This is a genomic window from Bradyrhizobium sp. P5_C12 (assembly GCF_054049735.1).
The window spans coordinates 24,981-44,187 of the sequence record NZ_JBFULU010000028.1 but is presented as its reverse complement, the minus strand read 5'-3'; the positions used below and the strand labels follow the sequence as shown (position 1 = coordinate 44,187).

At 64.3% G+C, this 19,207-nt stretch carries 22 protein-coding genes; 12 read left to right on the top strand and 10 right to left on the bottom strand.

What is annotated here, in order from left to right; translation table 11 throughout:
- The 7 genes from ACXJMY_RS23670 to ACXJMY_RS23640 all read right to left on the bottom strand — a co-directional run bounded on the left by ACXJMY_RS23670 (position 1) and on the right by ACXJMY_RS23640 (position 5,469).
- Positions 1-1,269: an AAA family ATPase gene (locus ACXJMY_RS23670; protein ID WP_456621754.1), complete on the bottom strand. Its 1,269-nt coding sequence runs from the start codon at positions 1,267-1,269 to the stop codon at positions 1-3.
- Positions 1,266-2,000, bottom strand: a complete 735-nt coding sequence (locus ACXJMY_RS23665; protein ID WP_456621753.1) for a CpaD family pilus assembly protein — start codon at positions 1,998-2,000, stop codon at positions 1,266-1,268. Before ACXJMY_RS23665 ends, ACXJMY_RS23670 begins: the two co-directional genes overlap by 4 nt.
- Positions 2,001-2,020: 20 nt before the next feature.
- Positions 2,021-3,496: a type II and III secretion system protein family protein gene (locus ACXJMY_RS23660; RefSeq protein WP_456621801.1), complete on the bottom strand. Its 1,476-nt coding sequence runs from the start codon at positions 3,494-3,496 to the stop codon at positions 2,021-2,023.
- Positions 3,497-3,507: 11 nt separating this feature from the next.
- Positions 3,508-4,311: a Flp pilus assembly protein CpaB gene (gene cpaB / locus ACXJMY_RS23655; protein ID WP_456621752.1), complete on the bottom strand. Its 804-nt coding sequence runs from the start codon at positions 4,309-4,311 to the stop codon at positions 3,508-3,510.
- Positions 4,312-4,438: 127 nt separating this feature from the next.
- Positions 4,439-4,963, bottom strand: a complete 525-nt coding sequence (locus ACXJMY_RS23650; RefSeq protein WP_456621751.1) for an A24 family peptidase — start codon at positions 4,961-4,963, stop codon at positions 4,439-4,441.
- 123 nt (positions 4,964-5,086) lie between these two features.
- On the bottom strand, positions 5,087-5,227 hold the full coding sequence (locus tag ACXJMY_RS23645) for a hypothetical protein (protein ID WP_456621804.1): 141 nt from the start codon (positions 5,225-5,227) through the stop codon (positions 5,087-5,089).
- A 77-nt stretch (positions 5,228-5,304) separates the two neighbouring features.
- Positions 5,305-5,469, bottom strand: a complete 165-nt coding sequence (locus tag ACXJMY_RS23640; RefSeq protein WP_008131913.1) for a Flp family type IVb pilin — start codon at positions 5,467-5,469, stop codon at positions 5,305-5,307.
- Positions 5,470-5,738: 269 nt separating this feature from the next.
- Between ACXJMY_RS23640 and ACXJMY_RS23635 the strand changes: the two genes are divergently transcribed.
- The gene (locus ACXJMY_RS23635; protein WP_456621750.1) at positions 5,739-6,566 is read left to right on the top strand and encodes a sterol desaturase family protein; all 828 of its coding nucleotides are present in this window, start codon (positions 5,739-5,741) and stop codon (positions 6,564-6,566) included.
- A 148-nt stretch (positions 6,567-6,714) separates the two neighbouring features.
- Complete coding sequence (locus ACXJMY_RS23630) at positions 6,715-7,206, top strand: pilus assembly protein N-terminal domain-containing protein (RefSeq protein ID WP_456621749.1); 492 nt, start codon at positions 6,715-6,717, stop codon at positions 7,204-7,206.
- A 117-nt stretch (positions 7,207-7,323) separates the two neighbouring features.
- Here the strand turns inward: ACXJMY_RS23630 and ACXJMY_RS23625 are convergent, their stop codons facing one another.
- From ACXJMY_RS23625 to ACXJMY_RS23615, 3 genes are all read right to left on the bottom strand, one after another.
- Positions 7,324-7,536 (bottom strand): cold-shock protein, encoded by a 213-nt coding sequence (locus tag ACXJMY_RS23625; RefSeq protein ID WP_007599788.1) that lies wholly within the window; start codon positions 7,534-7,536, stop codon positions 7,324-7,326.
- Positions 7,537-7,807: 271 nt separating this feature from the next.
- Complete coding sequence (gene infA, locus ACXJMY_RS23620) at positions 7,808-8,095, bottom strand: translation initiation factor IF-1 (RefSeq protein WP_456621748.1); 288 nt, start codon at positions 8,093-8,095, stop codon at positions 7,808-7,810.
- 24 nt (positions 8,096-8,119) lie between these two features.
- Entirely contained in the window at positions 8,120-9,718 is a 1,599-nt protein-coding gene (locus ACXJMY_RS23615) for a DEAD/DEAH box helicase (RefSeq protein WP_456621747.1), read from the bottom strand.
- 504 nt (positions 9,719-10,222) lie between these two features.
- On the opposite strand from ACXJMY_RS23615, the gene urtA reads away from it, so the two are divergent.
- The 10 genes from urtA to ACXJMY_RS23565 all read left to right on the top strand — a co-directional run bounded on the left by urtA (position 10,223) and on the right by ACXJMY_RS23565 (position 19,175).
- A complete protein-coding gene (gene urtA, locus ACXJMY_RS23610; RefSeq protein WP_456621746.1) occupies positions 10,223-11,545 on the top strand; it encodes an urea ABC transporter substrate-binding protein in 1,323 nt (440 codons plus the stop codon).
- Between the two features lie 85 nt (positions 11,546-11,630).
- Positions 11,631-13,238: an urea ABC transporter permease subunit UrtB gene (gene urtB, locus ACXJMY_RS23605; protein WP_456621745.1), complete on the top strand. Its 1,608-nt coding sequence runs from the start codon at positions 11,631-11,633 to the stop codon at positions 13,236-13,238.
- The gene (gene urtC, locus ACXJMY_RS23600) at positions 13,235-14,404 is read left to right on the top strand and encodes an urea ABC transporter permease subunit UrtC (RefSeq protein WP_456621744.1); all 1,170 of its coding nucleotides are present in this window, start codon (positions 13,235-13,237) and stop codon (positions 14,402-14,404) included. The genes urtB and urtC overlap by 4 nt, the downstream gene beginning before the upstream one ends.
- 6 nt (positions 14,405-14,410) lie before the next feature.
- Positions 14,411-15,172: an urea ABC transporter ATP-binding protein UrtD gene (urtD, locus tag ACXJMY_RS23595; protein ID WP_456621743.1), complete on the top strand. Its 762-nt coding sequence runs from the start codon at positions 14,411-14,413 to the stop codon at positions 15,170-15,172.
- A 3-nt stretch (positions 15,173-15,175) separates the two neighbouring features.
- Entirely contained in the window at positions 15,176-15,871 is a 696-nt protein-coding gene (urtE, locus tag ACXJMY_RS23590; protein ID WP_456621742.1) for an urea ABC transporter ATP-binding subunit UrtE, read from the top strand.
- 34 nt (positions 15,872-15,905) lie between these two features.
- The gene (locus ACXJMY_RS23585) at positions 15,906-16,736 is read left to right on the top strand and encodes an urease accessory protein UreD (protein WP_456621741.1); all 831 of its coding nucleotides are present in this window, start codon (positions 15,906-15,908) and stop codon (positions 16,734-16,736) included.
- A gap of 24 nt (positions 16,737-16,760) precedes the next feature.
- Positions 16,761-17,063 (top strand): urease subunit gamma, encoded by a 303-nt coding sequence (locus ACXJMY_RS23580; protein WP_195802235.1) that lies wholly within the window; start codon positions 16,761-16,763, stop codon positions 17,061-17,063.
- Positions 17,064-17,175: 112 nt separating this feature from the next.
- Positions 17,176-17,481, top strand: a complete 306-nt coding sequence (locus ACXJMY_RS23575) for an urease subunit beta (RefSeq protein ID WP_456621740.1) — start codon at positions 17,176-17,178, stop codon at positions 17,479-17,481.
- Positions 17,482-17,493: 12 nt separating this feature from the next.
- The gene (locus ACXJMY_RS23570; RefSeq protein ID WP_456621739.1) at positions 17,494-18,621 is read left to right on the top strand and encodes a patatin-like phospholipase family protein; all 1,128 of its coding nucleotides are present in this window, start codon (positions 17,494-17,496) and stop codon (positions 18,619-18,621) included.
- Between the two features lie 14 nt (positions 18,622-18,635).
- The gene (locus ACXJMY_RS23565) at positions 18,636-19,175 is read left to right on the top strand and encodes an HD domain-containing protein (RefSeq protein WP_456621738.1); all 540 of its coding nucleotides are present in this window, start codon (positions 18,636-18,638) and stop codon (positions 19,173-19,175) included.
- Positions 19,176-19,207 lie beyond the last annotated feature (32 nt).

Here is a 19,207-nt window from a genome sequence, read left to right as displayed (position 1 = left end):
TTATTTTCCCCGCAACTTCTCAATCAGGGGTGAAAGGAAGGACGACTTTTGCTTCTTGGTCTCGCTGCGGCCGGTGAGGCGCTGGGCGATCTGAAGGAACATCTCGATCGATTTGTGGTTGGCCGAGATCTCCGCGATCATCTGACCGTTGTTGGCCGCCGAACCGAAGATCTGCGGCTCGAACGGGATCGAGACGACCGGCTGGCTCTCGATCGCCTTGGCGAATTCGGTCGCGGCGATCTCCGGCCGCTTCGGGACACCGACCTGGTTCAGGCAGTAGAGCGGCGGCCGGTCGTTGGGGCGCGAAGCCTTCAGGAGATCGAACAGGTTCTTGGTGTTGCGCAGATTGGCGAGATCGGGCGCCGCCACGATCAGGATGTCGTCGGCCCCGATCAAGGCGCGCTTGGTCCAGCCCGACCATTGGTGGGGAATGTCGAGCACGATGCAAGGCATGGTCGAGCGCAGCGTGTCGAACACGGAATCGAAGGCGTCGCTGCCGAAATCATAGACCCGGTCGAGCGTCGCCGGTGCCGCCAGCAGGCTCAAATGGTCGGTGCACTTCGACAGCAGGCGGTCGATGAAGGCGGTATCGACGCGGTCGGGCGAGAACACCGCGTCGGCGATGCCCTGCGGCGGATCCTGATTGTAGTCGAGCCCGGCTGTGCCGAAGGCAAGATCGAGATCGGCGACCACCGCGTCCATCGCGAGGTCGCGCGCGATCGCCCAGGCGACGTTGTGGGACACGGTGGAAGAACCGACGCCGCCCTTGGCGCCGACCACGGCGATGATGCGGCCGACCGCCTTGGCTTCCGGCGCCGAGAACAGGTTGCAGATCGAGCGCACGACGTCGATCGCGCCGACCGGTGAGAGCACGTAGTCGCTGACGCCGCGACGCACCAGCTCGCGGTAGAGCATGACGTCGTTGATGCGGCCGATCACGACCACGCGGGTGCCGGCGTCGCAGACGGTGGCGAGGTGGTCCAGGCCGGTCAGGAGGTCGTTGCGTCCGTCGCTTTCGAGCACGATCACGTTCGGCGTGGGCGCCGAGCGATAGGCTTCGATCGCAGCCGCCATGCCGCCCATCTGGATCTTCAGATGGGCCTTGCCGAGACGGCGATCCTCGCCGGCCGACTGCACGGCGGCGGCGGTCTCCACGGTTTCGCAGAAGGCCTGGACCGAGACGCGCGGCGCGGGCGCGATATGCTCCTCGGCCGGCGGAGGCGAGGTTTCCGGCTGCTCTTCCGGAGTCTGGCGAGCGTAGCTGATCATTTGCCGGTATCGCTGAGTTTGGCCTTGTCGGCTTCGGGATAGGGCACCGCCGTCGGAATCCCCTTGCGATACTTCTCGAAGGCGGCGGTGCGCCGTATCGTGTAGGAAGGTGTCTCAGGCCGCGGCTGCTCGAGGTCCGACGGATTGTCGACCATCGCCGCGAGGTTGCGCTGATAGGCGCAACCGTAATTGTAGTATTCCTTGTTCTCGAACCAGCTCTTGTTCTTCATCGAGGGGCCGATGTCCTCCGGCCACAGACCGCAGGGGCCCGCGACCGCGGCGATCCTGGAATAGGTCAGACGGATCGGCGGCAGGAAGCGCTTGTCTTCGGGCTGATAAGGGCGAGCCATGATGCCGCGCGGCGGAACGCCGGCCGCTACCAGCATCGCCTGGATCTCACGCATCGTATCCGCCACCGGACGCGCGTTGGGCGTGCCGGACGGTACGTCGATATGGATGGCGCCGGTGCCTTCGTGCAGCCAGGCCGACGCCACGCCCATCACGTCGGCGCGCTGGGCGGCGGTCAACCCGCCGCGGGCGTGGCCGACGAAGACGACGATCGAGCGGTTCTGCTCCTCGATCGCGATCGGGTGACGCTGCTTGTAGTCGTCGGGAATCGAGCCGGTGACCACTTCGTCATGCTGGCAGCCGCCGAGCGCAAGCGCGATACCGACGAGCGCGCCACCGAAGCCGATGGCGCGTTTGCGAATCTGGGGTGGTCTTGTGGTCATAGCGAAGTCCCCGTTCCGCCTCAGTCGGTGATGAAGCCGTAGGTGCCGCGGTAGTTGCGTGCCGGCTCGGTTCTGCCGGGCACGCCATAGATGCGGTTGATGTTGCCGATCAGCTCGGCCTGCGGATCCGAGGACGCCGCGAAGCCGTCATCCGGACGCGACAGGTCCTTCTGCGCCACCGCGCGCACGATATAGGGCGTCACGATCACGACCAGCTCGGTCGTGTTGTTGACGAAATCGCGGCTGCGGAACAGCGCGCCGAGGACCGGGAGCTGCGTCAGGCCCGGCAACCCGCTGACCGCCTGCTTGGTCTGCTGCTGGATCAGGCCCGCCATCGCCATCGCGCCGCCGGATGGAATTTCCAGCGAGGTCTCCGCGCGGCGGGTCTTGATCGAGGGCACGGTCAGCGAGTTCACCGAGCTCGATGTCACGGCCTGCGACAGCGTGATCGCATTTTCGTTGGACAATTCCGATACTTCCGTCATCACCCGCAGGCTGATCTTGCCTTCGCTCAGCACCACGGGCGTGAAGTTGAGCGAGATGCCGAACTTCTTGAAGCTGATCTGGGTGGTACAGACATGAGTCGTGGGATCGCACGCATAGCCCGCCGGTACCGGGAATTCGCCGCCGGCGATGAAAGTCGCCGACTCGCCCGAGATCGCGGTCAGGTTCGGCTCGGCCAGCGTCCGGATCACGCCGGCGGTCTCCATCGCCCGCAGCGTCGCCTGCACCGACGGCGCCGCGCCGAACTTCGTGGTCAGGCTGTTGCCGTCCACCAGATTCTTGCCAAGAGCGGTGAACGGGTTGGAATTGGTGAAGCTCACCACCGACGTGCCGTAGCTGAAGTTGGCGGAGAGGTCGATGCCGAGCTGCTTGACGATACTGCGCGCGACTTCGGCGACCGTCACCTTCAGCATGACCTGGTCGCGGCCGCGGACCACGATGGAGTTCAGCACCTTGTCGGCGCCGCCGGCGAGCCGCGCGGCGAGATCGTTGGCCTGCTGCGCTTCCAGCGGGTTCGCCGCCGAGCCGGTCAGGACGACGCCGTCGCCGAGGCCGTCGATCTGGATGTCGGAATTGGGCAGGACCTGCTTCAGCGCCGCCCGCACGCCGTTGAGATCGCGCTTGACCGCGATGTCATAGGCCGCGATCTGCTGGCCGGCGGAATCGAAGAACACGATGTTGGTCTGGCCGACCGAGGCGCCGATGATGTAGGCGCGCTGTGACGAGCGGACCACCGCATTGGCGATCTTGGGGTCCGCGACCAGCACGTCCTTGATGTCGCGCGGCAGGTCGATCACGATCGACTTGCCGATGCCGAGCGAGAGGAAGCGCGCGTTCATCTGGCCGTCGGCCGCGGCCGGCGCCACGGGGCGGTAGTCGGCGGCGATGACCGGAGCCAGCGCCGGATTGAGAGCTAGCGCGAGTGCGGCCGAAAACGACAGGGCGCGGACCATGGAGGTCCGCATCGTCGGCAAATTGGCCCCGCATTTCATATCGACTGTCCTCATCGTACCTTCGCCGTCTGGCTTGGGATGCCGTAGCGAATGACCGAGATGCCGTCTCCGCGCGGCTTTTGCGACTCGTCCAGCGTGTTGTCGCTCATCTTGACGTCGGCAATGCTGCGCAGCGCCAGTGACAGCGTGCCGCTCTGGCGGGCGGCGGAAAGGGTCGCGGTCTGCGCGGGATTGAGTTCGAGGGTGACGGTCTTGCCGACCACCGCGTTCTGACCGTCCTTCTCCCTCGGCGCCTGGTCGATGGCCAGCACGCGGATATTGACCAGGATGATCTCGGACGTGACGATGTCCGGGGCGCCGGCGCTCTGGTCCGGGTTCTTGAGACGGCGGGTCAGAAGCACGTCGACACGGTCGTTGGGCAGGATGAAGCCGCCGGCGCCGGTCTCGGGAGAGATTTCGGTGGAGACGGCGCGCATGCCGCTCGGCAGGATCGCGGCCATGAAGCCGGAGCCCTCCGCCTTGACCAGCTTCTGGTCGCGGATCGGCTCGCCCTGGATGAAGGGGGCGCGCGCGATCGAGCCGGTGACCTGGGTCACGCCCTCGGGACGCTCGTTGCGGCGGATGAAGGTGGCGCTGGCGGTCGCGGACGGCCAGGTCTGCCACTGCACGTCGTCCGGCTTCACGGTCTGGCCGAGGCCGATGTCGTTCTTGGCCACCAGCACGTCGACGGTTGGAAGCTGCGCGACAGGAGCCGCCGGAGGCGGCGCAGAATTGTCCGAGCCGCTCGCCAGATACGCGGCGACGCCGCCGGCGCAGATGGCGACCGTCAGGACGACAATGCGGGCCCTATTCATACGCTCACTTTCCAACTAAACGCCGCGACGGTTCCGCCGCCGTAATCGGCAGTTGACCAGCTATTCGTCAAAGCATGGTTAATGAGGCGTATCTAAATCAGCTTAACGCCGGGTTATCCCGCAGCGTTCAGCGCAGTGCGAGGTGAGCGAGGTCGATCGCTTTCACCCATTCGGTCTCCGGGTAGACCATCAGCGCGCTCAGCGCGAGCGCGATGCCGTAGGGGATGCCGCTCTCCTTGGCGTGCAGCCGCGCGAGCCAGGCCTGGCCCGCGAGCCCGTAGGGCAGCGGCCATTGCCGGAACTGGAGCAGGAACAGCGTCAGCGCACCGCCGAACAGCGAGGCGTAGAGCAGGAAGTTCATCAACTGTGCGAAGCCGAACCAGAGCCCGACGGAGGCCGCGACCTTCGCATCGCCGCCGCCGACCCAGCCCATCGCAAAGCAGGCGAAGGCCACGACCAGGACGAGCGCGCCGGCGCCGACATGGCTCAGCATGTCGTAAGGTGCCATGCCACCGGCAATGGCGAGCGCGAAGAAGCCCGCGACCAACACCAGYGAGACGCGGTTCGAGATCGTCATCGTGAAGAGATCGCTCGCGGCGGCAAACGCCATCAGGGCCGGGAAGAGCAGAAGGCGCGCGAGGTCGAGGATCATGGGCTGCGTCTTGAGGCCTGGGTGTGTCGCCGGATCGGGGCGTCGCCGCATGCTAGCCGGCAGTGCTAAACAAACCGACAACGGCAATGGCGACCCTGGGGTCGGAAGCCGCCGAGGGCGCTCTCACCAGAGGCTGGCAATGCGCGCGGCGAGCGCGACCATCGCAAGCAGCAGCGCAAGGCAGACCCAATAGGTCGGCGCCTCGGTCCGCGCCGCTTCCGCCTGGCCCGCCGCAAACGCGGCATCGGTTCTGAATTTACGCAACGCCACTGGAACTCGCCGTGTCCGAAAAAAACAAAGGCCCCGGAGATCCGGGGCGTTTGCCGTCGTGCGTCGGTCGCTTACTTCAGCGACGAGCTGATCGAACCGAACTTGGCGTTCAGCGTGGTGCCGAGATTGTTGACGACGGTGATGATGGCCAGCGCGATGCCGGCGGCGATCAGACCGTATTCGATGGCGGTGGCGCCGGATTCATCCTTCGCAAAACGCGCGATCAGGTTCTTCATGAACTAAACTCCATCTGGGGTGGGGTCGCCTCATCGGCGCTGCATTGACGCCATGACCATGAAAGCCGAGCTCTTTCGGTAGAGTTAATTCAGACGGTTAAAGCCGGCGCCTGCGCGATGCTTTTGGCCAGAGTGAATTTCACCTTAAGAGCGCCATTGAAAATTCACGCCTGGTCGAACTGCGCTGCATGCGCGCCGCCAACTTCATCCTCCCTTAAATTTCGCGGAGTAGGCCTAGAGCGGACCAGGACTTCGGAAGAGAGGCGACTATGTCGAGCCTACCCATGCAAGTCGCCCTGATGCTCGGCGAGACCATCGCGAAGGTAATCCCGATCACCTTCGCACTCGCGGTAGTCTTCACCGTTCTCGAACATTTCTGGGCCTGCAATCCCGGCGCGCCGTGGTGGCGCAAGCGGGAGATCGTGACCGACATCTGCTACTGGTTCTTCGTCCCCGTATTCGCCCGTACCATGCGGATCGGGCTCTTGATCGTCGGCGCGGGCGTGGTCTTCAACATCCACGATGCCGACGAGCTCATCGCCTTCTACGACAATGGCCACGGCCCGCTGTCGCAGTTGCCGCTCTGGGTGCAGGGTGCGCTGTTCCTGGTGCTGTCCGATTTCATGCTGTACTGGCTGCACCGGCTGTTTCACGGCGGCGGGTTCTGGAAGTACCACGCGATCCATCATTCCTCGGAGGAGCTGGGCTGGATTTCCGCGGCCCGCTTCCATCCCGTCAATCTCATGCTCGGCACCATCGGCGTCGACGTCGTGCTGCTGATGGCCGGCATTTCGCCGAACGTCATGATCTGGGTCGGCCCGTTCACCACCTTCCATTCGGCCTTCGTGCACGCCAACCTGAACTGGACCTTCGGCCCGTTCAAATATCTGCTGGCGACGCCGGTGTTCCACCGCTGGCACCACACCTCGCTCGAGGAGGGCGGCGATACCAATTTCGCCGGAACGTTCCCGATCTGGGACGTGCTGTTCGGCACCTTCCGCATGCCGGCGGGTGAACTCCCGCAGGATTACGGCAAGGACGAAGCGACCATGCCGAAGGAGATCGCGGGCCAGCTGGCCTATCCGTTCCGCCAGTAGGACGGGGGCCGGCAAAACGCCGGTCCGTTCAAACAATAGTCGGCGAATTTGCGGAACGTTCATGAATTGAGGGCAGGTTAGCCGTGTCGGGCGCCGGCTCCGCTTTCAGAATCGTTTCTGCCGGTTTGTGACGTCCCGGGGTAAGAGTATGCGTAAAGAGTTGCTGCGCCGTCATGCGCGCGTCTGTCTTCTGGTTGCGGCTGCGGTGCTGGCTTCGCCGGCCGCCGGCCTTGCCGAACCCACCGCCGATGCCATCGCCGTCAATGTCGACCAGGCCAAGCTGGTGCGGCTGCCCGGCAAGGTGGCGACCATCGTGGTCGGAAATCCCCTGATCGCCGACGTCACGCTCCAGCCCGGCGGCATGATCGTCGTGACCGGGAAGGGTTATGGCGCCACCAATTTCATCGCGCTCGACAGGGGCGGCGAGATACTGGTCGATCGCCAGATCCAGGTCGAAGGTCCGAGCGACCGGCTCGTCACCGTCTATCGCGGTATCGAGCGCGAATCCTACAGCTGCATGCCGATCTGCCAGCGCCGCGTGACGCTCGGCGACAGCGACACCTACTTCAACAACACGATGAGCCAGGCCGGCTCGCTGAGCAACACTGCCAGCGGCGGCGGGGCCGCCAAGACCAATTAACAAGACCAACGACGCGGACGGCGCAAACCGTCCTTCGCCTATGAAAAAAGGCCGTGCATGACGCACGGCCTTTTCCTTTGGCGTGTTCGCTCGATGCTGGCCGAAGGCCAGGCCGGCTCAGCCGGCGGAGCGGAGATTGTCGGCTGCCGACTTGCCGGACCGGCGATCGGCCACGATCTCGTACGAGATCTTCTGGCCTTCGCGCAGCGTACCGAGGCCGGCGCGCTCGACGGCGCTGATATGCACGAACACGTCCTGTCCGCCGTCGTCGGGCTGGATGAAGCCAAAGCCCTTGGTCGCGTTAAACCACTTCACGGTTCCCATGCTCACGGGGGTAGTTCCTTCTCAGATCACACAGTGTAAGAGCCCGCTCGCGCGGGCAGGTTAGATCGAATTTCTGGAAGGGTCGTCAGCGTGTCTGAACCGGCTGTACCGGTGGATGCTAATGTCGTCCGGCCGAAAATCGATTAGCTGATTTTATTGGAAATAAGGCCCCAAAACAATCCTGACATGCACGGTTTTTTGATCCGCCGTGATGGCTCACGGCGGATCAGCATACAGGTCGGAATTTTAATTCCGCGCTCGCGCGCGAACGGGCCGTTTAGCGGCGACGGAACTGGCCGCCGCGCGCCCCGCCCCGCGGCGGGCCGCCGGGCGTCGAGGGACGTTCGTCCTTGTGGCGGAAAATCAGCCGGCCCTTCTCGAGGTCGTAGGGCGACATCTCCACCGTCACGCGGTCGCCCGCCAGCGTCTTGATGCGGTTCTTCTTCATCTTGCCGGCGGTGTAGGCAACAATCTCGTGCCCGGCGTCGAGCTGCACACGGTAGCGCGCGTCGGGGAGGATTTCAGTGACCAGTCCTTCGAACTGGATCAGCTCTTCCTTAGCCATGAATTTCTCCAGGTCGATGGTCGGCTAATTCGAATAGGGTTTGCGGGTCGGTTGGCCCATCGGCCGACTCTCGCGGCGCAAAAAGGCCACGCCTTGTATCCCATCAGGCTTGCTGGCGCTATGCGCGGAACGCTGCTCAGGTCGGTCGGTTGGCGAAGAGTGCATCTTACCACCGGACCGGCGGCGGCGAGAACCCTTCGAGACCTTCTGGCTGCCGCCAGGCCGTCCGTCAACGTGCCTTCCTTCACCGTGCCGACCTTCGCCGGGCCTGCCGTCGCCCTGCTTGGCGGCGCCATGCCGTCCGTCAGCACGCCTTTCGTCAGCACGCCGTCCTTCACCCTGACGTCCCTCAGCATGCCTTCCCTCGCCATGCCTTCCCTCACCATGCCTTGCGCCTTGCGGGCGCTGGCCCGGGCGGCCCTGGCGGCCCTGCCGTTGCTGTGACGGGGGCGCGCCCGCATCGCTGCGGCCGGCGTCCGTGCGGTTATCTTCCCGCGGCAGCGTCACCTTGATCAGCCGCTCGATGTCGCGGAGATAGCCGAGTTCCTCGCCGCCTGCGACCAGCGAGATCGCGGTGCCTTCGGCGCCGGCGCGCGCGGTGCGGCCGATGCGGTGGACATAGGTCTCGGGCACATTCGGTATGTCGAAATTGATGACGTGGGTGATGCCGTCGACATCGATGCCGCGGGCGGCGATGTCGGTGGCGACCAGCGTGCGGATTTCACCGGAGCGGAACAGCGCCAGCGTCCGCTCGCGATGGTTCTGCGACTTGTTGCCATGGATGGCGCTGGCGGCGATGCCGGCCCTCTCGAGCGTCTTCACCACCTTGTCGGCGCCGTGCTTGGTACGGGTGAAAACCAGCGCGCGGTTGATCGGCTCGTTCTTCAGGAGCTTGGTCAGAACGGCGGGCTTCGCCGCGAAGTCGACCTGAAGGATGCGCTGGTTGATCCGCTCGGCCGTCGAGGAGACCGGGGTCACCGCGACGCGGGCGGGGTCACGCAGCATCGCGTCGGCGAGTTCGGCGATGTCTTTCGGCATCGTGGCCGAGAAGAACAGCGTCTGCCGCTTGATCGGCAGCTTGGCGACGATTTTACGGATGTCGTTGATGAAGCCCATGTCGAGCATGCGGTCGGCCTCGTCGAGCACGAGGAACTCGACGCTCGAAAGCTTCAGGCCGTTGCTCTGCACGAGGTCGAGCAGGCGGCCGGGGGTGGCCACCAGAACATCGACGCCCGGCATCAGCGCGCGGACCTGGCGACCCATCGGCACGCCGCCAATGGCGAGGGTCGAGCCCAGGCGGACGTGGCGGCCATAGGCGTTGAAGCTGTCCAGGATCTGGCCGGACAGCTCGCGGGTGGGCGAGAGCACCAGCACCCGGCAGGTCTTGGGCTGCGGCTTGATACGGTTCTCCAGCAGGCGGTGCAGGATCGGCAGCGCGAAGGACGCGGTCTTGCCGGTCCCGGTCTGGGCGATACCGACCACGTCGCGGCCGGTCAGCGCTATCGGGATGGTCTGGGCCTGGATGGGGGTGGGGGTGAGGTAGTTCTCTTCGGCGAGGGCGCGCGCGATGGGTTCGGCGAGGCCGAAGTCCTGAAAGGAAGTCAAAAGTTGGGTTCTTTCCATGTCGAAAGCGGGCGCCCGGCGCAATCAGCGGGGCACGCGCAATACGGGTGTCGAATAGACACCTGCGTGTTTGGGGTGTCGGATGGCTTGGTGAGATGGGGCAAGCCAGAGGCCCAGACGGGCTTAAGAACACGCGGCTCGCAACGACCACTTGATTCGCAAGAGGTCTCGACGACCATATGGAACATTGGCGAGGCGCTTTCAAGGCAGGCGCGTCCCGAGAACCGGTTGCGGTGCAAAAATAGTTATGCCGGAAATTTAGACAGAAGTGTCATTTTGCTCAAAAAATAACCTGTATGCCGCATTAGCATACATTTTATTTGCCCATTGTTTGGGCGATTGGACCGTGGCGAAACTTTGATTTTCGCCAATTTAATAAGTCATATCAATGGCTTAATTAGTGACAGGTCCATGGCATGGTTCTTGCGATTCCGTTAATCGCAGGCGGCCGTGGGGCCGTTTCGCAGCGTCTTTTCACGTCTGCGTCAGGGAGATGATACAATCATGCTTACCAAATCCACTCACGATATAGCGGCGTCATTTAGCCGCCGCGGCGTGCTCGCCGCGACCGCCGGACTGATGCTCGGTCTGGCTTCATTGACTGGCGCGAAGGCTGCCGACGACACCATCAAGGTCGGTGTGCTGCACTCCCTCTCCGGCACCATGGCCATCAGCGAAACCACGCTGAAGGACACGATCCTCTTCCTGATCGACGAGCAGAACAAGAAGGGCGGCGTGCTCGGCAAGAAGCTCGAGGCCGTCGTCGTCGATCCCGCCTCCAACTGGCCGCTGTTCGCGGAAAAGGCGCGCGAGCTGATCACCAAGGACAAGGTCTCGGTCGTGTTCGGCTGCTGGACCTCGGTGTCGCGCAAGTCGGTGCTCCCGGTGTTCAAGGAGCTGAACAACATCCTGTTCTACCCCGTGCAGTACGAGGGCGAGGAGAGCGAGCGCAACGTGTTCTACACGGGTGCTGCGCCGAACCAGCAGGCGATCCCCGCCGTCGACTATTTGATGAAGGACGAGAAAGTGAAGCGCTGGGTGCTCGCGGGCACCGACTACGTCTATCCGCGCACCACCAACAAGATCCTGGAAGCCTATCTGAAGTCGAAGGGTGTCGCCCAGGAAGACATCATGATCAACTACACGCCGTTCGGTCATTCCGACTGGCAGACGATCGTGGCCGACATCAAGAAGTTCGGCTCGGCCGGCAAGAAGACCGCGGTGGTCTCGACCATCAACGGCGACGCCAACGTTCCCTTCTACAAGGAGCTCGGCAACCAGGGCATCAAGGCCAAGGACATCCCGGTGGTCGCGTTCTCGGTGGGTGAGGAAGAGCTCGCCGGCATCGACACCAAGCCGCTGCTCGGCCATCTCGCGGCCTGGAACTACTTCCAGTCGATCAAGTCGCCGGAGAACGAGAAGTTCATCAAGGCGTGGCAGGCCTACACCAAGAATCCGAAGCGCGTGACCAACGATCCGATGGAAGCGCACGTGATCGGCTTCGACATGTGGGTCAAGGCGGTCGAGAAGGTGAAGTCGACCGATCCCGACAAGGTCATCGACGCTCTCCCGGGCATCGAAGCCAAGAACCTGACCGGCGGCACCTCCAAGATGCTCCCGAACCACCACATCACCAAGCCGGTGTTCATCGGCGAGATCAAGGCGAACGGTCAGTTCGACGTGGTCTGGAAGACGCCCGGTCTCGTTGCCGGCGATGCCTGGTCGAAGGAGCTGGAAGGCTCCAAGGACCTGGTCGGCGACTGGGTCGGCAAGAAGTGCGGCAACTTCAACACCAAGACCAACAAGTGCCTCGGTTCGGGCTCCTGATCCGGGTCTGACTGTCCAGCGTACGCGACCGGAGAAGGCGGCGATCCCGCCGCCTTCTCCACCATTTCTGCCGGGGTCATTCACAGTGCCAGCCAATTTGTCCGCCCGTCTCTGTTCGCTCCTGCTCTCGTTGCTTCTGATCGCGTTCGCACTGCCGGCCTTTGCCGGTCCGTTCGAGGATGCGGTCGCCAAATTCGCCAACGATGATTATTCCGACACCGAAGAGGCGATCGGCGTGGTCGCGAGCAGCGGCAATCCGCTGGCCTACCCCATCATCAGCGCGCTCCAGGACGGCCGCCTGATGGCCGATCCGGACAGCAAGAAGGTCTACGTCACCGGCACCGACGGCAAGTCGATCGATGCCGCGACCGGCCAGCCGGTCGCCAGCGTTCCCGACAGCGCGAGCGCGGTCCGCCTCAACAACCGCCTGCGCCGCAGCGTCGACGCCGCGGTCGGCAGCCTGACGCTGCAGTCGCCGGATCTCGGAGCGCGCCTCCAGGCCGCGCAATCCGTCTTCAAGTCGCATGAGGAGACGGCGCTCGAAGCCGTCGACGGCGCGCTCGCCAAGGAAACCAACCGATCCGTCAAGGCCGCGCTGGGCGACGCCCGTGCGGCGATCCTGCTGTTCAAGTCCGACGCCACCGAGGTCGAGAAGCTCGAGGCGGTCGCCACCCTCAAGGCGCGCGGCGACCAGGAGGCCTTGGCGCTGCTCACCGGCATGGGCGACCAGCCGGCCTCGGTGACCAAGGCGGCGGCGAGCGCGATCGGCTCGATCCAGTCTTCGCTCGCGGTCTGGTCCACGGTGCAGAATGCCTGGTACGGCCTCTCGCTCGGCTCGGTGCTGCTGCTCGCCGCGATCGGGCTCGCCATCACCTTCGGCGTCATGGGCGTCATCAACATGGCCCATGGCGAGATGGTGATGATCGGCGCCTACACCACCTTCGTGGTGCAGGAGGTGATCCGCACCCGCTATCCCGGCCTGTTCGACTATTCGCTGCTGATCGCGGTGCCGCTCGCCTTCCTCGTCGCCGGCGCGATCGGCGTCCTGATCGAGCGCAGCATCATCCGCTTCCTCTATGGCCGTCCGCTGGAGACGCTGCTCGCGACCTGGGGCCTGTCGCTGGTGCTCCAGCAGGCGGTGCGCACCATGTTCGGCCCGACCAACCGCGAGGTCGGCAACCCCTCCTGGATGAGCGGCGCCTTCGAGCTCGGCCAGATCACCATCACCTACAACCGGCTCTGGATCCTCTGCTTCACGCTCGCGGTGTTCGCGATCCTGCTCGCGATGCTGCGCTATACCGCGCTCGGGCTCGAGATGCGCGCGGTGACGCAGAACCGCCGCATGGCAGCCTCGATGGGCATCGCCACCTCGCGCGTCGATGCGCTGACCTTCGGCCTCGGCTCGGGCATTGCCGGCATCGCCGGCGTGGCGCTGTCGCAGATCGACAATGTCAGCCCCAATCTCGGCCAGAGCTACATCATCGACAGCTTCATGGTCGTGGTGTTCGGCGGTGTGGGTAATCTATGGGGAACCCTCGTGGGCGCCTTCACGCTCGGCATCGCCAACAAGTTCCTGGAGCCGGTCGCCGGCGCCGTGCTCGGCAAGATCGCCATCCTGGTGCTGATCATCCTGTTCATTCAAAAGCGCCCGCGCGGCCTGTTCGCGCTCAAGGGACGGGCGGTGGAAGCATGACGCCGCATATGCTCACGCGATCGCTGGACCGCGGCGCGACCATATTTCTGCTGGTCGTGGCCGCGCTGGGCGTGCTGATTCCGCTCTCCAATCTGCTGCTGCCCACGGGCTCCTTCTTTCAGGTGCCGACCTATCTGGTCGCGCTGTGGGGCAAATATGTCTGCTACGCCATCCTCGCGCTCTCGATCGACCTGATCTGGGGCTATTGCGGCATCCTCTCGCTCGGCCACGGTGCGTTCTTCGCGCTCGGCGGCTACGCCATGGGCATGTATCTGATGCGGCAGATCGGCACCCGCGGCGTCTACGGCAATCCGGTCCTGCCGGATTTCATGGTGTTCCTGAACTATTCCAAGCTGCCCTGGTACTGGTACGGCTTCGACATGTTCTGGTTTGCGGCGTTGATGGTGCTGTTCGTCCCCGGCCTGCTCGCCTTTTGCTTCGGCTGGCTCGCCTTCCGCTCCCGCGTCACCGGCGTCTATCTGTCGATCATCACGCAGGCGATGACCTATGCGCTGCTGCTCGCCTTCTTCCGCAACGATTTCGGCTTCGGCGGCAATAACGGCCTGACCGATTTCAAGGACATTCTGGGTTTCAACGTGCAAGCCGAAGGCACCCGCGCGGCACTGTTCGCGCTGAGCTGCCTGGCGCTGATTGTCGCCTTCCTGATCTGCCGCTCTGTCGTGTCCTCCAAGCTCGGCAAGGTGCTGATCGCAATCCGCGACGCGGAATCACGCAGCCGGTTCCTCGGTTACCGCGTCGAATCCTACAAGCTGTTCGTGTTCACACTCTCGGCCTGCATGGCCGGCGTCGCCGGCGCGCTCTATGTGCCGCAGGTCGGCATCATCAACCCGAGCGAATTCGCGCCGGGCAATTCGATCGAGGCGGTGATCTGGGTCGCGGTCGGCGGCCGCGGCACGCTGGTGGGGGCGGCGCTCGGCGCCGTCGTCGTCAACTACGCCAAGACGTTCTTCACCTCGGGCATGCTGGCGCCGTACTGGCTGTTCATGCTGGGCGCGCTGTTCATCCTGGTGACGCTGCTGCTGCCCAAGGGCATCGTCGGCACCTTCAATGCCTGGTGGGCTTCGTCGCAGGAAAAGGGCCTTGCCGAGACGACCGTGAGCGCCGCGGCCGAAGACGGCGTCAGCGAACCCAAGATGGCGGAGTAGGCGCAAATGAACGTCATGGACACCCGCGCGACCTCCGCGATGCTCTATCTCGACGGCGTGCACGTCTCGTTCGACGGCTTCCACGCCATCAACAACCTCTCGCTGACGCTCGCGCCCGGCGAGATGCGCGCCATCATCGGCCCGAACGGCGCCGGCAAGACCACGATGATGGACATCATCACCGGCAAGACCAAGCCGGACGAGGGCACGGTGCTGTTCGACGGCGTCACCGATCTCACGCGACTGGACGAGACCCGGATCGCCGAGCTCGGCATCGGCCGCAAATTCCAGAAGCCGACGGTGTTCGAGAGCCAGACCGTGCAGGACAATCTGCTGCTCGCGCTCAATGTCGATCACAGCGTCAGGGGCACGCTGTTCTGGCGCGGCAGCAAGGCGGAGTCGGAGCGCATCGACAAGGTGCTGGAGACGATCCGCCTCACCGAGTCGCGCAACCGCCTCGCCGGCAGCCTCAGCCACGGCCAGAAGCAGTGGCTCGAGATCGGCATGCTGCTGGCGCAGGATCCAAAGCTGCTTCTGGTCGACGAGCCCGTCGCCGGCATGACCGACGTCGAGACGCATCTCACGGCCGAGCTGCTCAAGGAAATCAACAAGACCCACACCGTGATGGTGGTCGAGCACGACATGACGTTCGTGCGCGAACTCGGCGTCAAGGTCACCTGCCTGCACGAAGGCACCGTGCTTGCGGAAGGCACCATCGACCAGGTCTCGTCCAACGACCGGGTCATCGAAGTGTATTTGGGGCGCTGAACCATGCTCGAGGTCAAGAACATCAACCTGTTCTACGGCGCGGCGCAGGCGTTGCGCGGCGTCTCGATCGCGGCCGAGCCCGGCAAGGTGACCTGCGTGCTCGGCCGCAACGGCGTCGGCAAGACCTCGCTGCTGCGCGCCATGGTCGGGCAGTATCCGATCTCGTCCGGCGCGATCGTGTTCGACGGCGATGACATCACCGCCCTGAAGCCCTATGAGCGGGCGCGCAAGGGCATCGGCTTCGTGCCGCAGGGCCGCGAGATCTTTCCGCTGCTGACGGTCGAGGAGAACCTCAAGACCGGCTTCGGCCCGCTCAAGCGCGAGGACAAGCACATTCCGGACGATGTCTTCTCGCTGTTCCCGGTGCTGCAATCCATGCTCGGCCGCCGCGGCGGCGACCTCTCCGGCGGCCAGCAGCAGCAGCTTGCGATCGGGCGTGCGCTGGTGATGCGGCCAAAGCTGCTGCTGCTCGACGAGCCGACCGAGGGCATCCAGCCCTCGATCATCAAGGACATCGGCCGGGCGATCTCGTACCTGCGCAACCTCGGCAATATCGCCATCGTGCTGGTCGAGCAATATCTCGACTTTGCCTGCGAACTCGGCGACAGTTTTGCGGTGATGGATCGCGGCGCGGTGAAATTCTCCTGCGACCGCACCAATCTCGACGCGAGCGAAATCAGCCGCCAGATGGCGCTGTAGGCCGGATTTCTGCCGCGACCGGCCGGGGAGACGGATGCGCAGCGAGCTATCAGCCACATCGTCTGTATTCGAGGCCAACCGTGCCCGCGGCGCGGTGCGGTTCGACGTCCACGCCCGCGACGGCGTGACACGACGCGGCGCCCTGCATGAATCGGGCTCCCTGCGCGTGCGCTTTCCCTCGCCGGAGGACGAAGGTCTGTCCGGCATGTTCGTCAACACGGCCGGCGGTGTCGCCGGCGGAGATCGTTTCGACGTCGAGATCGCGGTGGCCGAACGCGCCCGCCTGACGCTGACCACGGCGGCTGCGGAAAAGGTCTACCGCGCGCCGGGTCCCGCGGCGCAGCTCAGCATCGCGCTGAAGGTCGGCGCAGGCGCGCATCTCGCATGGCTGCCGCAGGAGACGATCCTGTTCGACCGGGCGCGGGTGCAACGCCGCTTCGATATCGAGCTCGATGAAACGGCCTCGCTCCTGCTGTGCGAGATCGTGGTGTTCGGCCGCGCCGCCATGGGCGAGCGGATGCAGCAGGGCGAGTTCGTCGACCGCTGGCGGCTCTCCCGTGGCGGCAAGCTGGTCTTTGCCGAGACCGTCAGGCTCGACGGCAATGTCGGCGCCAAGCTCGCGCGTGCCGCGGTCGCCAAGGGCGGCGCGGCGATCGGCACGGCCCTGATCGTTCCCGGCGACGAGGCGCTGGTCGAGCGGATTCGCGAGGCCTCGGAATCCTTCGCCGGCGAGGTCGGGATATCCGCCTGGAATGGCTTTGCAATGGCGCGGTTCTGTGCCCAAGATGCGGCCGCCTTGCGCGCCGACATGATGGCCGTGCTGGCGCGCACCGGCGCGGCCCTGCCGCGGCTGTGGCTGAATTGATGATGTGAATGGAAGAGATTTCGCATGAACCTGTCTCCTCGCGAAAAGGACAAGCTTCTGATCTCGATGGCGGCCATCGTGGCGCGGCGCAGGCTCGATCGCGGCGTCAAGCTCAACCATCCGGAGGCGATCGCGATCATCTCCGATTTCATTCTCGAAGGCGCGCGCGACGGCCGCACCGTTGCCGAGCTGATGCAGGCGGGCGCGCAGGTTCTGACCCGCGACCAGGTGATGCCCGGCATCCCCGAGATGATCCACGACATCCAGGTCGAGGCGACGTTTCCGGACGGCACCAAGCTCGTCACCGTGCACGAGCCGATCAGGTGATTCAAATTCGTCATTCCGGGGCGCCCGCAGGGCGAACCCTGAATCCAGAGATTGTTGATCGAGATTCCGGGTTCTCGCTCCGCGAGCCCCGGAATGACGGAGGAAGACAGACATGATCCCCGGTGAACTCTTCATCCAGGACGGCGAAATCGAGCTCAATGCCGGCCGCAAGACCGTGACGCTGACGGTCGCCAACACCGGCGACCGTCCGATCCAGGTCGGCTCGCACTACCATTTCTTCGAGACCAATCCGGCGCTGAAGTTCGAGCGCAAGAAGGCGCGCGGCATGCGCCTCGACATCGCCGCCGGCACCGCCGTCCGCTTCGAACCCGGCCAGACCCGCGACGTCCAGCTCGTGGCGGTGGCCGGCAAGAAGACCATCTACGGCTTTCGCGGTGACGTGATGGGGAAGCTGTAAGGCAGGCCTGCCATGGATACGGTTGCCAAGGACAAGGTCGAGATTGGACTCGTGCTCCAGGGCGGTGGCGCGCTTGGAGCCTATGAGTTCGGGGCGATCGAGGCGCTGCTGGAATTGATGGATGCCATCGATGCTCCGGGCAGGACCGTGACGCTGGTCGCGGTCACCGGCGTATCCATTGGCGCGATCAATGCGGCCTGCGTGGTCGGCGCCACGGACCGGGCCGATGCGAGAACGCGCCTGCAATCCCTGTGGTCCGAGCTTTCCCTGGAACCGCGAAACTACTGGTGGGGCATCGCCAACCGGGACCTCGCTTTGTTTGGCGTGCACGGCTTCTACAAGCCCCGTTACGATTACTGGAATGTGTTCGGCTGGACCAATTTCTACGATACCGGGCCGATGCTCGGGACGCTGAAGAAACACGTGGATTTCGCTGCGCTGAACAAAAGTCCGACCGCCTTTGTCGTCACCGCGGTCGATGTGTCATCCGGCGAGTTGATGCGCTTTCGGAACCATCCGCACAAGGACGAGCCGCGAACCGAGATCGGGCCTCAGCACGTCCTGGCAAGCGGCAGCCTTCCGCCCGGTTTTCCGGCGACGCCGATCGGCGGCGCGAATTTCTGGGACGGCGGCATCGTCGACAATACGCCACTCGGCGATGCCATCGATGCGTTTTCCGGATCGGACGATGTCGATCGCATTCTGGTCGTCATGAACCTTTTTCGAAGCAAGCGTGCTGCGCCGAAGAATATGATCGAGGCCAACGATCGCCTGAGTGAGCTGCGCTACGGCAATCGGCTTCGTCAGGACGGCGCAAACGCAGCGGTCATCAATGAACTGTTGCAGACCGTCGAGGCGCTCTACGCGGCTGTCCCCGAAGAGGCACGGGATCCGCAACTCGTCGGGCGGGTTTTGCGCGCGCAGCGTTTCAAGACACTGGGCGCGATCACCAACATCGACCTGGCCGATGCCAATATCATGAAGGAGGCCGGCCTTTCCCTGGAGTCCCAGGATTCCGGAGCTTTTCGCGATTTTTCGGCCGCAGGGATTGAGCGGCGTCGCAAGGCCGGACATCAACTTGCACAATTGAAGCTCCAGGAATTGTTCAAGATGCGCGGCCTGCTGCCGGCGCTTCATTGATCAGGAGTTCTCCGGTGATGTCTCCGATCCGCCTCGTCTCCGAAGCCGCCGAGCTGGCCGCGCGCCGGCATAACGGGATGGCGCGCAAGGGGCGGGGGAACGAGCCTTACATCAACCATCTCGCCGAGGTTGCGAACCTGCTCGCGGCTGCGACCGACGGTGCCGATGCCGAACTCGTGGCGGCTGGGTGGCTGCATGATACGATTGAGGACACCGAGACCACACGTGAAGAGCTTGCACAAAAGTTCTCGGACCGCGTCGCTTCCCTCGTGGTCGAATGCACCGACGACATGAGCCTGCCCAAGGCTGAACGGCGTCGCCGGCAGGTGGTCGATGCGCCAAAAAAATCGACCGGCGCCAAGCTGATCAAGATCGCTGACAAGGTCAGCAATATCGGTGCGCGCATTCATGCCGACCCGACCGCCGACGAGCGTGACGATTTGGTCGACTACACCGGCTGGGCCGAGCAGGTGGTCGCCGGCTGTCGCGGCGGCAATCAGTGGCTCGACACGACATTCGACAACATGGTGCGAACGGCGAGGGCATCGCTGTGAGCGCTGGCCAAACATTCAAACGCAAACGGGGC